The sequence below is a fragment of the Providencia huaxiensis genome (genome assembly GCF_002843235.3).
In the GTDB taxonomy this organism is placed as follows: domain Bacteria; phylum Pseudomonadota; class Gammaproteobacteria; order Enterobacterales; family Enterobacteriaceae; genus Providencia; species Providencia huaxiensis.
Genome location: NZ_CP031123.2, coordinates 1,330,134 through 1,347,029, shown reverse-complemented (window position 1 = coordinate 1,347,029; position 16,896 = coordinate 1,330,134). Strand labels below are relative to the sequence as shown.

Sequence of the window (16,896 nt, the reverse complement as noted above, 5' to 3'; positions counted from 1 at the left end):
TTTAATAGTTTTACAGACCTGATAGCATTAAGAAATTGGCTGTATATAATAGCTGTGCTCGTGTCAGCATCCCTATTTGCAGTAAACAGGTTTCGAAATGGAGTGAAATGGTTTCACTCTTTTATCAACACCATTACAGGTCAACGGAGTAATACATGTCTAGACGGCTTAGAAGAACTAAAATTGTTACAACTCTTGGTCCAGCAACCGATCGCGATAATAATCTTGAAAAAATTATCAATGCTGGTGCCAACGTTGTTCGCCTTAACTTCTCCCACGGAACTCCAGAAGACCATCAATTACGTGCTAATAAAGTACGTGAAATTGCCGCTCGTTTAGGTCGTCATGTTGCGATCCTCGGCGATTTACAAGGTCCTAAAATTCGTGTTTCCACGTTTAAAGATGGTAAAGTTTTCCTAAATATTGGTGATAAATTCATTCTTGATGCCAACTTAGGCAAAGGTGAAGGCTGCCAAGATAAAGTGGGCATCGACTATAAAGGTTTACCTGCTGATGTGGTTCCAGGCGATATTTTACTTCTTGATGATGGGCGAGTTCAATTAAAAGTCATCGAAGTCAAAGGGTTACAAGTATTTACAGAAGTTACTGTTGGTGGCCAATTATCTAACAATAAAGGTATTAATAAACTCGGTGGCGGCCTTTCTGCTGAGGCATTAACAGATAAAGACAAAGAAGATATAAAAACCGCAGCAAAAATTAATGTTGATTATTTAGCCGTTTCATTCCCTCGTTCAGGTGAAGATTTAGATTATGCACGCCGCTTGGCTCGCGATGCAGGCTGTGAATGCCAAATTGTTGCTAAAGTAGAACGAGCAGAAGCCGTAGCCAATGATGAAGTCATGGACGAAGTTATCCTCGCTTCTGATGTCGTTATGGTTGCTCGTGGTGACCTCGGTGTGGAAATTGGCGACCCAGAATTAGTCGCTGTCCAGAAAAAATTGATCCGCCGTTCTCGCCAATTAAATCGTGTTGTTATAACTGCAACACAAATGATGGAATCCATGATCACTAACCCAATGCCAACGCGAGCTGAAGTTATGGACGTTGCGAATGCGGTGTTGGATGGTACTGATGCCGTTATGCTTTCTGCTGAAACAGCTGCAGGCCAGTACCCAGCAGAAACTGTCGCTGCAATGGCACAAGTTTGTTTTGGTGCAGAAAAAATGCCTGGCCTGAATGTATCTAAACACCGTTTAGAGGCAGAGTTTAGTAGCCCAGAAGAAGCGATTGCCATGTCAACAATGTATGCAGCTAACCACCTTAAAGGGGTTAAAGCTATCATTGCAATGACTGAGTCTGGTCGTACTGCTCGTATGATGTCTCGGATCAGCTCTGGCTTACCGATTTTTGCAATGTCTCGCCATGAAAAAACGCTTAATCAGTGTTCTCTCTATCGTGGTGTTACTCCCGTTTTCTGTAGCACCCACACAGATGGCATTGCGGCTGCGAACGAGGCAGTGACGCGTTTGCGTGATAACGGCTATTTAATGAGTGGCGACGTGGTTCTTGTCACCCAAGGTGACTTAATGGGTACTGTCGGTAGTACGAACACTTGTCGTATTCTAGAAGTCGAATAATCTTTTAGCCCTCACCTAATGGGTGGGGGCTTTCTTTTATATTGATGCTCTATCTAATCTTGAGCCTGTTTCCATTTGATATATGCTTCGCTAATTACAGGTGCAATTTTATCGTAATTTTCCCATGAGTTTTCTATATGGTAAGTTGTCGGTAAATTACCTTTAAGAACACGTTCATAATCTTCAAAGTAGCCTTTCTCTTCTGCTGCATAATAGAACTGAGTAAAAGCGTTACCTTCATCACTTAAATCTTCATCTATAAATTTTTCATCACACATTGTCATCAAAAATTCACGGCCATCAAGCTTTCGAGCTTTGACTAATGCGAGCTCTTCCTCTGATTCTTCAACATGAAATTCTCCGACTAAATTATTATGAATAATCCATGTCAAATAAAAGCCAATATGGGTGCCTCCATTCTCAGTAGGTAACTCTGAAGGATAATCACCACCGTAGTGCCAATCCATACGATCAAATGCCATAGTCTTCCTCAATTTATGCATCAATAAAAACTAACTATAACTTACTTCAGGTTAGTGATGAATTAAGATAAAGTACAAAATGATGGCTAAATAAGAAGTAATGCAAGACAGTAAAGCTCTGCAGTTCACTTCTTGTTACGTGCAGAGCAAATAGAACTTAGTGATATTGCAAATTAAATTGTAGCGTACCGTTTGCTTTCCCTGCTGTTGTTGTAGATTGAGTTTGGATATAAGCAGCTTCCAATGGAATGTTATATTGCCCTACGTTATTTTGTTCAACGATAGGCATTAACTGATTAAGCTTAATTGGTGCTCCTTTATATTTCACTTGGATTGCATAGCCCTTCGCTGTATTTTCATCGGCTAAATTATTGAGTGCAATTGCCCCTGGTGTTTGGCTTGCATCTTGAGTTCCAATAAATGTAATTTTTATAGGCGATATAGGGTCACAATCTAATTGAATTTGAAAGTTTTTCTTACTCTCGGAGCTCGTTGAACCAACACCTGTAAACGATGATTTGCTGACTTTACCGAACGGCACATCTATTGACTTATTTTTAACTTCACAACCACTCGAAATAACATTAATTGGCCCCATATTTACTTTGGGTTCGACTCTTCCATATAAATCTGACGTAATAAAACCATTATGGAATAAAATTAACATTGCAGCATTAGTTGTTGGTAAAGTTTGGCTTTTAACATTGTTACCAACTTTATAAAAATCTGCTCTTAACTTTACAGTATATGTTGCTGATGATGCACTAGAACCACAAATTAACCTATTACTAATATTTCCATCTTTCGTATTTACTCCATCAACATACGCAGAACCAGAGCAAGGACTCAATACTGTACCATGTAAAGCATAACCCACACCTGAGCTATTAACTTCTCTCACATAACCTACACCAGAAATATACCTTGAATTCCCATATCCGCTTGGTAAATAGATGCCAACTTCTGTATTACCAGTTACATTCCACCACACCCAAGGGGAATGAGTACCTAAATCAACTGAACCAATAAAACTACCTACCGGTAATGTGCGTGAGACATAAAGTGTTTTATTCGAATTAACAAGTTGGTTAGTAAATTCAGCCCTAAATTCTGCAACACCAAATTGTGAATATAAAAGTAACGGAATGCCGATTTTTAATCCTAAATTATTCATGACGACCCCTATTCACAAGTTCGTTCTATAAACTGAATTTTTTCATTTTCTAACGATAATGAAAGTGGAACTGTACATTGTTGATTATGACTATTACCCCATTTTACAATGATGGTACTTTGCTCTGGAACACCGCTTAAATAAACTTCCCCATCATTTGCAACAATACCTCCAGTCACTTGCTCTTCATTTTCTATCACAGAAACTTGAGTGCCAAATGCAATGGGTTTGCCTGCATGCTGCAGTTTTAGTAATACTCTAGCACCGCGTTTTGCTTGAAAATTAGCTAATACAATAGCACCTTGAGTAGGAACAACGGTTGTTGTATTAATAGCAACATCATTGTTACCACTTAATGTTGCAGTATCGACACTAATTTTATTTCGTTCGTAGCGTGTGACCGTAGGAATTACGGCAAAGCCTGAAGAGTTAGTATAGAGCGACTGCGCATTATTCACTTTTAAATTATCAATATCTTCAGCTTTTACGAGTACTGCAGAATCATAAATAGTACGTGATGTCGTTAGCCCTCCAGAATGCAGTAATAATGCTCCTGTTGCACCGAGATCGACAGAATGATATTTAGGGTCATAATTATAGCCTGCACTGTATTCCCCTGATGAAACTATATAGTTTGCACTAACGGAACTACTATATTCGTCATGGCTATGGTTATATCTTTGCGTAAGGTCATACTGCAAATTATTATCTTCTAATTGCGTGCCATTAAAACTCAATGAGCTAATAGAATCGCCATTTTTACTGGTATTATAGCTATAATTGATCCAATTATTTTTCCGTCCTAAATCAAAAGGAATACTTAAATTTAATGACAGCATTTGGTCATTGGTATTCGAATAATCTTGCTTTGTATAAGAATACGCAACACTGTAATTCATCGAATTATAATTAGAACTAAAACTCATCGTTAAATTTTTATCAGAACCACTTTTATCCCAGTAATATTGCTGGTAACCATTCACTGATAAATAACCTATTCCGTTAAGCGATTGAGATACTGATGCTTGAAACTGTTGTTTCTTCCGACCGATATTATAGAAATAATTATTCGAATCAGAGAAATCATAGTAATTCTTTGTTGAATAGCGATATGATGCCAAAGAAAAAGAAGTGCCTGTGTCTGGAATATATTTTGAATACTGAATTCGGTACGATTGCCCTTCTGCCTTCTTTTTATCAATCAATTGTGTTGATGCTTGCGTAATATCTGTCGATATCGCACCAATATTACCTAAATTTACTCCAGTACCTATTGTGTAAGCTTGATAGTCTTGGGAAACTAAAAAACCTCCATAAGCGGATAAGTTATATGGTAACCCATAAATTGCTGATGCTTGCGCAAAATTTGGTTTACGCCGTGCACTATCAACATTATATTTACCAATATCCACGCTATATTTTAATGCACCAGCTCTTTGCATCATTGGTACCGCTGAAAACGGCTGAATAAAAGATCTGATTGTTCCATTAGCTTCTTCAATGGAGACCTCAAGATCACCACTGTATGAAGTTGGATATAAATCATTAATTGAGAACTCACCAGGTGGTACAGTTGTTTGATAAATCACATTACCATTTTGCCTGATAGTAACAATCGCATTTGATTGCGCAATTCCTGTGACTGTCGGTGCAAAACCTCTTTCACTTTGAGGTAACATACTTTCATCGGAGGCTAACCTTATCCCACGATAAGGGTTGCTTTCCATCACACCATTATCAGAGGATGTTTCACCAATCGTTAATCGGCTTTTTAAGCTTCTAATATCTCGTTCTATATAGGTTTGTAAATTATTCCAGTTTGTTTCATTTGTTGTATTACTATATGTGTTATAGCTACGTAAACGCCAAGCATTTATATTAATGCCACTTCTTAAACCTATGAATGTATTATCTCTGTTGTCTCTATTTTGGTACCAATGTTTATTAAATCTTGCAGTATAATTAACAAATGCTGCATTAATTCCATCGTCCCATTCTTTTGGCTCAACGTAGCCTCGGCTAGTATTTTCTAATCCAATTTGAGGAATGCTTACTTGTAGTTGTTGGATTTCGAATTTGTATTGATAATTAGCACTAGGAATAACTTGAGCAATATCGTTCAAATATTCATCACCTTCAATTGATGAGAATTTTTCACTTGCTGAGTTTTTTACCCCCCACTCTAGTAGCATATTTTTTGTTATTTTAGGGAGTAGTTTTTTAGTTTTATCATCAAATAAAAATGTAATATTCTTATTATCCACAAGTTGATCATTAATATAAATATCGACAAAATAATCACCTGGTAATTGCCCACCTGCGGATGATAAGTAGCCCAAGTTATTCACATCAGCAACTTGACTTTCAATTCCAGTATTAATAGCATTGATATCAAATATATCTTCAGCAATTGTATTATTGGCATACAATATTAAGCTGATCGTAGTAAAAACTTTAGAATACATAAGTCTATTTTTGGTATAGAGAACTGACATCTTAGATACTCTTACTTGGTTTTTTTCTCTATGATAGCGCCATAGTCATTAATAAACTGAACAACTATTGAATCACTATTATTTGTTTTTTTCTTAAGAATATAATCATTTTTAAATGGGTATATTAAGCTAGCACCATCAATGACCTTGCCATTGATAAGGATATTTTTGATTGATAAATGATATGGTGTTTGGTTATCAATCATAACTCCATCTGATTTCTCAATTAAATTAACCTTTTCAAAATCAAAAGGTTCAATATCTTTCGACCTTAAAAACAGTTTAAATTGTGAGTTTATAATTATCTGTAGCTCATTTTCAATACTATTATCTTTAGGTGGTATTGATTTAATATTAAGCAAATAGATTTTTTCTTCATTTGAATTTATAGGTTCACCTATGTATGAGATCCTCGCTGAACCATTTGTATCTGGTTCAATTCGGAATAATGGTGGCGTCGCAATAAATGGTGCTTTACCCTCACCATTAAATGGAGAAACCCAACTTTGGATTAAAAATGGTTTTTCTTTATCACTATTAAAAATCGGGATATCAATTTCACGTTTGTTTTCTTCATAGACAAAACGCGTTCCACCTACACTAATACCTGACGCTTGAGAGATGTTAGAAATAGAAAATAAACATATACAGATTGAAAAAAATATTTTTTTCATAAAACAGCCATGATATTGATGTGAGAAAGAGGGCAACCATTGTCACCCTCCAACTAATTAATGATATTGAATGCTATATACTGCACTACTATTAGCAGGACCAGCAGTTGCTACGCCTGTTGCTTTATAACGAGCTACGTAATCTAAGTCTACTGTTGCACCATCGAATTCAATTTGTTTTGAATCATCAAATAATTTGATTTGTGTTGTTGCGTCTTTTTCAAATAAAGCAATACCGACATTATTTGCAACACCTGCACCTTGGTTAATTGCAAGAATATCGCGGTCTGCAGTATCACGTGTACCACCAAAGCGTACGGTTACTTTCGAGTTTGCTGGACAATCAACAAGCTTAATCGTGAAGTCTTTCAATCCTGCAACTTCACCCTGTGCAGCTAAACTTTTAGCTGATACCTTTCCAAGGTCAACATTTAAATTTTTTGAGTTACTATCAACTGTACAAGCAATGTCAGTTATTTCCCCGGTAAAATTAATTGTACCTGAAGCAAAAACAGTTGGTGCAGATGTTACAGCTAAAGCAACCCCTATTACTGCTAGGGATTTTTTAGAATACTCATAATAGTTCCTATAATAAAAATCTTTAATTATTAATTGCTACTATATGAATAAATAAATTACTCATATTGGGTGTACGAAAGAAATATACCATTTACCTTTAGTTAAGTTAACTAATGGATACATTGAATTTTTTAAAATGACATCTAAAATATTTATGTTTTATTTTAATTATTCATTAATTGACTCATTCATTTAATTTTTTCATTATCAATAAGGTAGTATCTTAAAATTTCATTATCCATTGAATTTTTATTCATATACATGTAGAAATTATAGAATGATTTTTTATTTGCTGTTTTCAGCTCTTTTAATGAATTATTATTCAATTCCTTCTGGACTAAATTCTTTGGTAACCATAAATACCCAATCGAATTCTCTGTTAATTGAATTGCTAAATCCACATTAGGAACATGAATAGTTTGGATACTTTTCATACCATCTATCTCTGTAGACTCCAAAGCAATCAATGTTGTTTTTTCCATTGATTTCAATATATTATCAGCCTGGCAATGTTGAAGTTTATGATTTGGATTGGTTACAAACACCGCCTCAACTTGCTCAAGGAATATAGGGTTTAACGACTCAACGTAATGGTGAGTAATTAATAAATCATAATTTTTAACCCCAAAAATATCTGTTTTTTTTAATAATAAACGTTTTAAATCAATATCATAATCCTTTCTAGACCGACTTAAATCCCCAATTTTTTTCAGTATTTCATCACTTTGATATAGTGAATCAATAACAATATTAATTTTATTATTTCCTTCGTAATTTAATGATTTAGCAACCTTTTCTAATGAAATTGCTTTATTTGTTACCTCTCTCGATAGCGCTAATAGCTGCTCTCCTTGTCTAGTTAATACTGCACGACGTTTTTCTAAAGAAAATATTTCAATTTCCAATGTTTGCTCTAATTTACTAATGGTGTAACTAATTGATGATTGTGTCCTATGCAAAATTTCAGCTGCTTGAGCAAAACCACCGCAGTCAACCACTGCCTGTAGAGTTATCCATTGATCTAACGTTGTTCGAGTTTTTTCCATAGAGTCTCCAAGTATTAATCTGGGAGTTATTTTTATTATATAATTAAAATATAGCAATATATTTTATAGTCGTTAATAAGTGATTATACATAACGCTTAGTATTTACTCATATGTTTAAAATTATTTAAGTTCTTTTTTTTGTATGTAAGGAATAATTTTTAATATGAAGATCCGTTTTATATATAAAATATAATTTTCACACTGACTACATCATGAATAGAAATAACCTATAAATAATTTCAATTTTAAATTAAAAAAATAACAAAGTAAGAATGTAAACAAAAAAAACACCCATAGCATTTTTAATACCAAATAAGAATAAATTATTTTATTAAATAAAAAACTAACAATCTTATAAAAATTAAACAAAAAATAATTTTAGAATAAAAAAAACAGTACTCAATTATAATCATGGTGAAGTACACAAATAATAACTATAATTGGTTAGTCATTTAATGATGGTTTTATAATATTATCTACTGGATAGTTGGCTTTGCATTAGATAAATAAAGAGGAATATCACAATACAAACATTGAAATAAAGTCACCTCGTATTTATACTAAGATTTAATTTTATGATTGATGCAACACAGGCTAATTACAGCTAATAATAATATGATTAGAATAATAATTACTTAAAACGATACAGTATGATATTTATCAATTCTAGCTTATCTGATCTTCGGCAAGTAATAATCTTAACCCTCGTTCATTCTACAATTAATGCTTTGAATGGCTACTAACATTTTTTCTAAAAAAAATATCTAATTGTTCTCATTTCCTTACCCATGTATAAAATTGACTTCTGAGCTTAGGATTAAATGTTACCATCCAAAACTTTTTAGCATACCTTAGATTAACTCTTATCAATCGAACGAATACATAAGCTTTTTTGCTCTTTTATCGTGTTCATTAAGCATATCTTCCTTATATTGCACTTAACTATCTGTCATGTAAGTTATAAATATACAATGCAATATTTACAATCGATATATAAATCAATAAGTTAACTTTAACCTTGTTCTTCTTCTTTTTATCAAGACTTTACAAAAATTAGATACAGCTCAAAAAATGAATGAAACATCCATAAATCATTAATGTACTATCCTAAATTTTCGTTATTAATAATCGTGTACAGTTTTTTAAAATTACCAATCATCAAGCGTATATTTCTATAAATACTCACTTTTAAATAAAAAAAACCATTACTAAAAAGTAATGGCTTAAAATTTATTCTGTATATCTGTACACTAACGATAGAGGTCTTTTCGCTGATAAGGTTCTATTTCACCCTCTTTTCGCGTTTTCAATAGCTTTAATATCCATGTGTACTGTTCTAAATTCGGAGCAACCAGGTACTCCAGCTCCTCATTCATTCTTCGTGCTATATACTTATCATCCTTTCCATCAATATCATCCATCGGTTCACGAATATAAATATGCAATTGATGCGTTTTATGGTCATAAACAGGAAACAGTGGCACAACTTTCGCTTTACATACCTTCATTAGCCGACCGATTGCAGGTAATGTTGCCTTATATGTGCCAAAAAAATCGACAAATTCACTATGCTCTTCACCATGATCTTGGTCAGGTAAATAAAAGCCCCAATAACCTTGCCTAACAGAAGCAATAAAAGGCTTAATACCCGCCTCTCTTGAGTGTAAGCGCCCCCCAAAATGGTATCTTGCTTTATTCCATAAATAATCTGCAACGGGGTTCTTTTGGTGATGAAACATGGCAGCCATTTGCTGGCCTTTGGCTGCTAATAACATCGCAGGGACATCAACGCCCCACCCATGAGGTACCATAAAAATAACATTACTTTGCTGCTGCTTTAAACGCTCTATAATTTCTTGATTATGCCAATGCGTTCTAGCTAGCGTTTTACTCGCACCACGCAGACATAGCTCAGCCAACATGACAAAAGATTGTGGTGCGGTTTCAAACATGCGATCAACTAACTCTTCTCGTTGATGTTCTGTCAATTCAGGAAAACAGTAAAGTAAGTTAATTTTAGCGCGACGGCGACCACTCTTTGCTAGTCGTCCAACCCATTTTCCTATTTTAGCCAGTAAAGGATCACGTATTTTAACCGGAATGAAAGCCAATCCGGCTAAAACACCGGCCCCTAGCCACACTCCCCAATATTTAGGTAAAAGGTAAGAGCGGTGAAACGTTGGCACATAGCCTTTTTTACTATCAGTGTCTTGATCTTTATTCATGCTGTACTCAAGTGAATAATAGCTATCTTTCTATAGCTTATAATAATAGTTTACGGGAGCATTACAAAGAAAACTGGCAGATACAAGTACCTGCCAGCGATAAAAATAGAAACTTAAGTTATTGTAGTTTAAGTTGTGGTTTAGTTTCTTTAACTAGCGCTAAGTATTCCTTACGCTCTTTCCCTGTCAAGCCACCAGAACTAGGTAATTTCGCAGTGAGTGGGTTTACCGCTTGTTGATTAACCCACATTTCAAAATGTAGATGAGGCCCAGTCGAACGCCCAGTATTGCCCGATAGCGCAATTCGATCACCGCGCTTAACTTTTTGACCTGGCTTAACTAATAGCTGGCGTAAGTGCATGTAACGCGTGGTATATTGACGCCCATGACGGATCGCAATAAAGTTACCTGCAGCACCGCTGTATTTTGAAACAATGACTTCACCATCACCAACAGCAAGCACTGGTGTGCCAACTGGCATTGCGAAATCCACACCTTTATGCGGTGCTACACGCCCAGTAACTGGGTTAACTCGTCGAGGGTTGAATTGTGAAGAAACTCTAAATTGTTTAGCAGTTGGAAAACGTAAGAAACCGCGTTCTAAGCCATTCCCTTCGCTATCATAATATCGCCCATCTTCAGCACGAAAAGCGTAATAGCTTTTTCCATTTGTTTGTAGACGAACACCAATGAGTTGGCTCTGTTCACTACGGCCATTCAGCATTTCTCTACTCATTAACACACTGAATTTATCGCCTTTTTTCAATTTTTTGAAGTCAACTTGCCATTGCAAGGCTTTGATCACCTCACGGCCTTCATTGCGTGTTAAGCCAGCTTTATTTGTACTTTGTGCAAATGAACCGTCAACCGTGCCTTTTAATACACTGTTAGTCCACTCACCTTCACGAATTTGTTTGGCTTCTTCAAATTTGTTTGTCGTTCCAACGCGGGTAAATACACGGGTCTCACGGCGAGAAACTTCCCATGTCAATGATTCTAATTCGCCTTGATCAGTTAACGACCAATTTAAAGATTGGCCTATTTTCAGGTTTCTCAGCGATTTATGTTGATTGGATAGTGTTGCAACATCACCCGCTTCAATACCGAATTGAGTTAAAATAGTCGTTAAATTATCACCACTTGCAACAACATATTCATGAACGAGAGGTGCTGCTGCCCCACCAGTTTCTGCAGCTTCAGCGTCAGTATCAGCGAGGCCTTCATCAGGTAGCTGTTCACTACTATCTTGAATTATATCGTCGGTAGCATCACTTGCAGGTAATAATGAGAGCGGAATGATGGTATCTGGTGTTCCGTCATTTTCAGTCGTTGTTGGTATATGAACTGGCCGCCAAATTGCGACGGCCATAGTCGCTACAGTGAGCGCACTTAATACAATTTTGTGTGTTCTAGACAGGCTACCGTATACCTGAACCAGACTCTTGGCCATTTGCTGCACTTAAACAATTCCTTCTATTTTTAATCCAGGCAGCTGGCGTATTGCTCTGATAGTTGAGTCAAAAACTTCATGTAGCTATCCGGCTCTATAGCCAGCCCAATTCCTAGTGGGTCGAGAGTTCCCATTTTCACCCCCGTATTACGTGCTACGCTTTCAATCACAGCAGGCCTGAATTGTGGCTCAGCAAAAACACATTGCGCTTTATGCTCAACCAATTGTGTTCGTATTTGATGTAATTTTTGCGCGCCTGGCTGTATTTCTGGGTTTATCGTAAAATGCCCTAAAGGAGCGAGTTGATAGTGTTTTTCAAAGTAGCCATAAGCGTCGTGAAAAACGAAATAACCCTTGTTTCTAGCTGGCTGCAAAATATTAGCAATATTCTGATCATTTTGCGTCATATTTTCTTTGAATTTACGAAGGTTTACGTCTAGCTTATCTTTTTGTTCAGGATAAAGCTCTACTAAACGTTCATAAATGTCTTGCGCAGCAAAATTTGCGATCTCTGGTGATAACCAGATGTGCATATTATACTCACCATGATGATGATGTTCGTGATCCTTGTCATGATTAGCCTCATCTCCATGTTCATGGTCATGTTCATCTTCATGGGACTCTGCCATAAGTAGCGGCTTAATATTTTTCTGTTCAGCTAATGCTAGGCGTTTATTCTGTGGTAATGTATTGATTGGCTTCTGTAAAAACATTTCCATATCAGGCCCAACCCATACAAATAAATCAGCCTGTTTAATTTTTTTCAAATCAGAAGGTTTAAGTGCATAATCATGAGGCGAAGCGCCATCTGGTAATAAAACTTGTGTCTCAGTGACACCATCAGCAATACCAGCTGCAATAAAGGCCAGTGGACGAATTGAAGTCACAACATCAGCATTCGCGGTTGATACCATTGTTGCACTTAATACCGAGCTTGCCACTGCCCCAAAAAGAAATTTACAGGCAATGTTTTTCGATTTATGTATCATAGCAGTCTTTTTCCGTGATTTTAACTTTGAAATGTTATAATATAACACAACATGAATTCTGCAAGATGTTTTTCACATGCAACCACTACTAACTTTAAATAAGATTTCTGTTTCATTTGGCGAAAAACAGGTTCTCAACGATGTTACCTTTGAACTGAATAAAGGTGATATCGTGACCCTTTTAGGCCCGAATGGCGCTGGAAAATCAACAATTGTACGTGTTGTACTCGGGTTACTTGCCCCTACATCAGGTACCATTACGCGTCCTTCTTCTCTCGCTATTGGTTATGTTCCACAAAAACTTCACTTAGATACGACGCTTCCTCTTACGGTTAAACGGTTTATGTTATTAAAGCTTGGTGTTCGTAAAGAGCATTTGTTACCCGCCCTCGAGAGGGTCAAGGCAACGCATTTACTCGAACAACCAATGCAAAAGTTATCAGGCGGTGAGACTCAGCGTGTTTTACTGGCTCGCGCCCTACTCAATAAACCTGACTTGCTAGTGCTTGACGAGCCCGCTCAAGGCGTTGATATCACAGGTCAAGTTGCTCTATATGACTTAATTAATCAGTTAAGAACTGAGCTTAACTGCGCCGTATTAATGGTCTCCCATGACTTACATCTCGTAATGGCAAAAACAGATAAAGTACTTTGCATTAACGGCCATATTTGCTGTTCTGGCGCGCCAGACGTTGTTTCAAACCACCCTGAGTTTGTGGCAATGTTTGGTTATCGCGGTGCTCAACAACTCGGTGTATACCGCCATCAACATAATCATCAACACGATTTAGAAGGCAATATTATTGTTGGCCACCAACACAGCAAGGACTGCAAACATGATTGAGTTACTATTACCCGGCTGGATAGCAGGTATGCTACTTGCCATTGCGGCAGGTCCTCTAGGCTCTTTTGTTGTGTGGCGCCGTATGTCCTATTTTGGCGATACACTAGCCCATGCTTCATTGCTAGGCGTCGCATTTGGGCTTCTATTAAATATCAACCCATTCTATGCTGTTATTGCTGTCACTTTGTTATTGGCCTTAATTTTAGTTTGGCTAGAAAAGCGGCCACAACTTGCTGTTGATACTCTACTGGGTATTATGGCGCACAGTTCACTCTCTTTAGGTCTAGTTGTTGTTAGCTTAATGGCTAATGTCCGTGTTGACCTAATGGCTTATTTATTTGGTGACTTACTCTCAGTCAGCTATGAGGATATTATAACGATTTTTATTGGCGTTATTGTCGTTTGCGGGTTGCTTTTCTATCGTTGGCGGGCACTTTTGTCCATAACGGTTAGCCCTGAACTTGCTTTTGTTGATGGCATTAATATTCAAAGACTGCGTTTATTACTAATGCTAGTTACCGCACTAACAATTGGTATTGCAATGAAATTTGTCGGGGCGTTAATTATTACGTCTTTATTAATTATACCCGCGGCAACGGCTCGGCGTTTTGCTCGAACGCCTGAGCAAATGGCTTCTATCGCTGTCTTAATTGGTATGATTGCTGTGACTGGTGGGCTAACACTTTCTGCTTTCTACGATACCCCTGCAGGGCCGTCTGTGGTGTTGGTATCCGCTATTCTGTTCGTATTTAGTTTAGTAATAAAAGCGAAAAATTAATTTAAGCTATGAGCTACATAATTTCAGTTGTTACATACAATTTTTGATGTAAATGGCCCTAACATTGCTTTCAATGTTGGGGCCATTTTTATTTATTTAATATAATTAAATTTCTTTAGGGGTTAAACCAAAGTGGTTATATGCATGAACCGTCGCCATTCGGCCTCTAGGGGTGCGCTGAATAAAGCCTTGCTGGATAAGATAAGGTTCTAAAACATCTTCTATGGTTTCACGCTCTTCCCCAATGGCTGCTGCAAGGTTATCAACACCAACTGGGCCGCCCATAAATTTATCAATAATAGCCACCAGAAGCTTTCTATCTAAATAATCAAAGCCTGCAGCATCAACATTTAACATGTCTAATGCTTGGTTAGCTATTAGCCCATCAATTGAACCATCGCCTTTTACTTGTGCAAAGTCCCGCACGCGACGCAACAAACGGTTGGTAATACGTGGAGTTCCCCTCGAGCGCATAGCAACTTGTAGAGCCCCTTCTTCGGTGATGTCTAGCCCCATGTATTGGGCGCTACGTTTGACAATATGTTGTAGATCATTAACTTGATAAAATTCTAGGCGTTGCACAATACCGAACCTATCACGTAATGGTGATGTGAGTGACCCAGCCCGAGTCGTCGCACCAATTAATGTGAAAGGAGGGAGATCAATTTTAATAGAACGCGCAGCAGGCCCTTCACCTATCATGATATCTAGCTGGTAATCTTCCATTGCGGGATAAAGTATTTCCTCAACAACTGGAGATAATCGATGGATTTCATCAATGAATAGGACATCATGAGGTTCTAAATTAGTTAACATGGCTGCTAAATCGCCTGCTTTTTCTAATACGGGCCCTGAAGTTGTACGCAGATTAACGCCTAATTCATTTGCAACAATCCCAGCCAGAGTTGTTTTACCTAACCCTGGAGGACCAAAGATTAGCAAATGGTCAAGCGCATCGCCCCGCATTTTTGCCGCCTGAATAAATATTTCCATTTGGTCTTTAACCTGGGGCTGACCAATGTATTCATTCAATAGCTTTGGCCTGATCGCACGGTCAATAGCTTCTTCATCTGACTGTAATACTTCAGCCGTTATTAGGCGATCAGCTTCAATCATATTCAACGTCTCTCAATCAAAGTGCGGCACGAAGGGCATCACGGATCAATGTTTCAGAGTCGCTATCCGGTTTTGCGACTTTACTCACCATACGGCTTGCTTCTTGTGGTTTGTACCCTAAAGCAATCAATGCAGCAGCTGCTTCTGCCTCAATATCAGCCATGCTTGGTACTTTGCTGTTCACACTTGGTAGGTTAATGTCACTATTTTGATTAAATAAATCGCCATTTAGGCCTTTGAAGCGGTCTTTCATTTCGACCACTAAACGTTCTGCCGTTTTCTTACCAATACCAGGTAATTTGACCAGTGATGCGATAGCTTCTTGTTCAATCGCAGAAACAAATTGTTGAGCAGACATCCCTGATAAAATTGCTAGAGCTAATTTTGGACCAACCCCATTAACTTTGATCAGTTCTTTAAATAGCGCCCTTTCTTGCTTGTCGTTAAAGCCATATAATAATTGGGCATCTTCACGAACAACAAAATGAGTGAAAACAATCGCTTCTTGACCAATTTCGGGTAATTCATAGAAACAAGTCATCGGCATATGGACTTCATAACCGACACCTTGTAGCTCTAATAATACGATTGGAGGTTGCTTTTCTAAAACAATACCACGTAAACGACCTATCACATTGAAGCCCTCTATTGCTATCTAAACCCTGAACATACTATCTAAACCCTGAACAGGCTGGTTTATTATCATTAATACCGTTGTTTATACCACAAAAAATGCTGGATGCATATCCAGCTACGCGCTATTTATTAATAAGCGATTCTGTTTAAGATAAACTCGCTATCTTAAACGGCCGCGAGTTAAAACTAACCGTGGGTCGCCAACTTTTAAAAGGTTTTGATTGAAATGGCAATGTGTAATCGCAATTGCCAAAGCATCTGCCGCATCAGATTGTGGGCTCGCCGACAACTTCAGAATCGATTTAACCATATGTTGTACTTGGCTTTTTTCTGCAGCTCCTGTGCCTACAACCGTTTGTTTCACTTGGCGAGCCGCATATTCGAATACGGGTATATTCATGTTTGCAGCAGCAACAATTGCAGCCCCTCGGGCTTGACCAAGTTTTAATGCTGAATCCGCATTCTTCGCCATAAAAACTTGTTCAATGGATAATACATCAGGTTGATATTGGGTGATAATTTCCGAGACACCCGCATAAATTCGTTGCAGACGACTTGGTAAATCATCAACTTGGGTACGAATACATCCACTGCCTAAATACAGCAATTGCCGGCCTTGCTGGCGAATAACACCGTATCCCGTAACACGAGAACCGGGGTCAATACCTAAAATAATCGCCATATACGTTTATTTATTCCTCGTTATATTAATTAAACTGTTTTAGTTAGCTCGTCGATACAAAGAAAGTATAGCGGATAAAGGAAAGGAAAGAATAGAAGGCGTTAGAGAAAACAGGCTGCGCCAGCCC

General features: G+C 37.4%; 15 protein-coding genes. 3 read left to right on the top strand and 12 right to left on the bottom strand.

Going from position 1 to position 16,896, the window contains the following annotated elements:
* Positions 1-155 precede the first annotated feature (155 nt).
* Positions 156-1,598, top strand: coding sequence for a pyruvate kinase (gene pyk, locus CYG50_RS07775; protein ID WP_102140280.1), 1,443 nt, complete (start codon positions 156-158; stop codon positions 1,596-1,598).
* A gap of 53 nt (positions 1,599-1,651) precedes the next feature.
* Here pyk and CYG50_RS07770 read toward each other — a convergent pair whose 3' ends face one another.
* The 9 genes from CYG50_RS07770 to znuA form a co-directional block, all read right to left on the bottom strand.
* On the bottom strand, positions 1,652-2,080 hold the full coding sequence (locus tag CYG50_RS07770) for a DUF7832 domain-containing protein (RefSeq protein WP_102140279.1): 429 nt from the start codon (positions 2,078-2,080) through the stop codon (positions 1,652-1,654).
* Between the two features lie 157 nt (positions 2,081-2,237).
* A complete protein-coding gene (locus CYG50_RS07765; RefSeq protein ID WP_102140278.1) occupies positions 2,238-3,254 on the bottom strand; it encodes a fimbrial protein in 1,017 nt (338 codons plus the stop codon).
* 8 nt (positions 3,255-3,262) lie between these two features.
* Positions 3,263-5,749: a fimbria/pilus outer membrane usher protein gene (locus CYG50_RS07760; RefSeq protein ID WP_102140277.1), complete on the bottom strand. Its 2,487-nt coding sequence runs from the start codon at positions 5,747-5,749 to the stop codon at positions 3,263-3,265.
* A gap of 11 nt (positions 5,750-5,760) precedes the next feature.
* Positions 5,761-6,423 carry a fimbrial biogenesis chaperone gene (locus CYG50_RS07755; protein ID WP_102140276.1) on the bottom strand — a complete coding sequence of 221 codons (663 nt, stop codon included), beginning with the start codon at positions 6,421-6,423 and terminating at the stop codon, positions 5,761-5,763.
* 57 nt (positions 6,424-6,480) lie between these two features.
* Positions 6,481-7,029 carry a fimbrial protein gene (locus CYG50_RS07750; RefSeq protein ID WP_102140275.1) on the bottom strand — a complete coding sequence of 183 codons (549 nt, stop codon included), beginning with the start codon at positions 7,027-7,029 and terminating at the stop codon, positions 6,481-6,483.
* Positions 7,030-7,190: 161 nt separating this feature from the next.
* Complete coding sequence (locus CYG50_RS07745) at positions 7,191-8,048, bottom strand: LysR family transcriptional regulator (protein ID WP_102140274.1); 858 nt, start codon at positions 8,046-8,048, stop codon at positions 7,191-7,193.
* Positions 8,049-9,299: 1,251 nt separating this feature from the next.
* Entirely contained in the window at positions 9,300-10,274 is a 975-nt protein-coding gene (gene lpxM, locus CYG50_RS07740; RefSeq protein ID WP_102140273.1) for a lauroyl-Kdo(2)-lipid IV(A) myristoyltransferase, read from the bottom strand.
* 118 nt (positions 10,275-10,392) lie between these two features.
* Complete coding sequence (gene mepM / locus CYG50_RS07735) at positions 10,393-11,733, bottom strand: murein DD-endopeptidase MepM (protein WP_102140272.1); 1,341 nt, start codon at positions 11,731-11,733, stop codon at positions 10,393-10,395.
* A 20-nt stretch (positions 11,734-11,753) separates the two neighbouring features.
* Positions 11,754-12,713, bottom strand: coding sequence for a zinc ABC transporter substrate-binding protein ZnuA (gene znuA, locus CYG50_RS07730; protein ID WP_102140271.1), 960 nt, complete (start codon positions 12,711-12,713; stop codon positions 11,754-11,756).
* Positions 12,714-12,789: 76 nt separating this feature from the next.
* Between znuA and znuC the strand changes: the two genes are divergently transcribed.
* Both znuC and znuB read left to right on the top strand, forming a co-directional pair.
* Complete coding sequence (znuC, locus tag CYG50_RS07725) at positions 12,790-13,557, top strand: zinc ABC transporter ATP-binding protein ZnuC (RefSeq protein ID WP_004910688.1); 768 nt, start codon at positions 12,790-12,792, stop codon at positions 13,555-13,557.
* On the top strand, positions 13,550-14,335 hold the full coding sequence (gene znuB, locus CYG50_RS07720) for a zinc ABC transporter permease subunit ZnuB (RefSeq protein WP_102140270.1): 786 nt from the start codon (positions 13,550-13,552) through the stop codon (positions 14,333-14,335). Before znuC ends, znuB begins: the two co-directional genes overlap by 8 nt.
* 105 nt (positions 14,336-14,440) lie before the next feature.
* Here the strand turns inward: znuB and ruvB are convergent, their stop codons facing one another.
* From ruvB to ruvC, 3 genes are all read right to left on the bottom strand, one after another.
* Positions 14,441-15,451, bottom strand: a complete 1,011-nt coding sequence (gene ruvB, locus CYG50_RS07715) for a Holliday junction branch migration DNA helicase RuvB (protein ID WP_102140269.1) — start codon at positions 15,449-15,451, stop codon at positions 14,441-14,443.
* A gap of 16 nt (positions 15,452-15,467) precedes the next feature.
* Positions 15,468-16,085, bottom strand: a complete 618-nt coding sequence (gene ruvA, locus CYG50_RS07710) for a Holliday junction branch migration protein RuvA (RefSeq protein WP_102140268.1) — start codon at positions 16,083-16,085, stop codon at positions 15,468-15,470.
* A gap of 162 nt (positions 16,086-16,247) precedes the next feature.
* Positions 16,248-16,769, bottom strand: coding sequence for a crossover junction endodeoxyribonuclease RuvC (gene ruvC, locus CYG50_RS07705; RefSeq protein WP_102140267.1), 522 nt, complete (start codon positions 16,767-16,769; stop codon positions 16,248-16,250).
* Between the last annotated feature and the right edge of the window lie 127 nt (positions 16,770-16,896).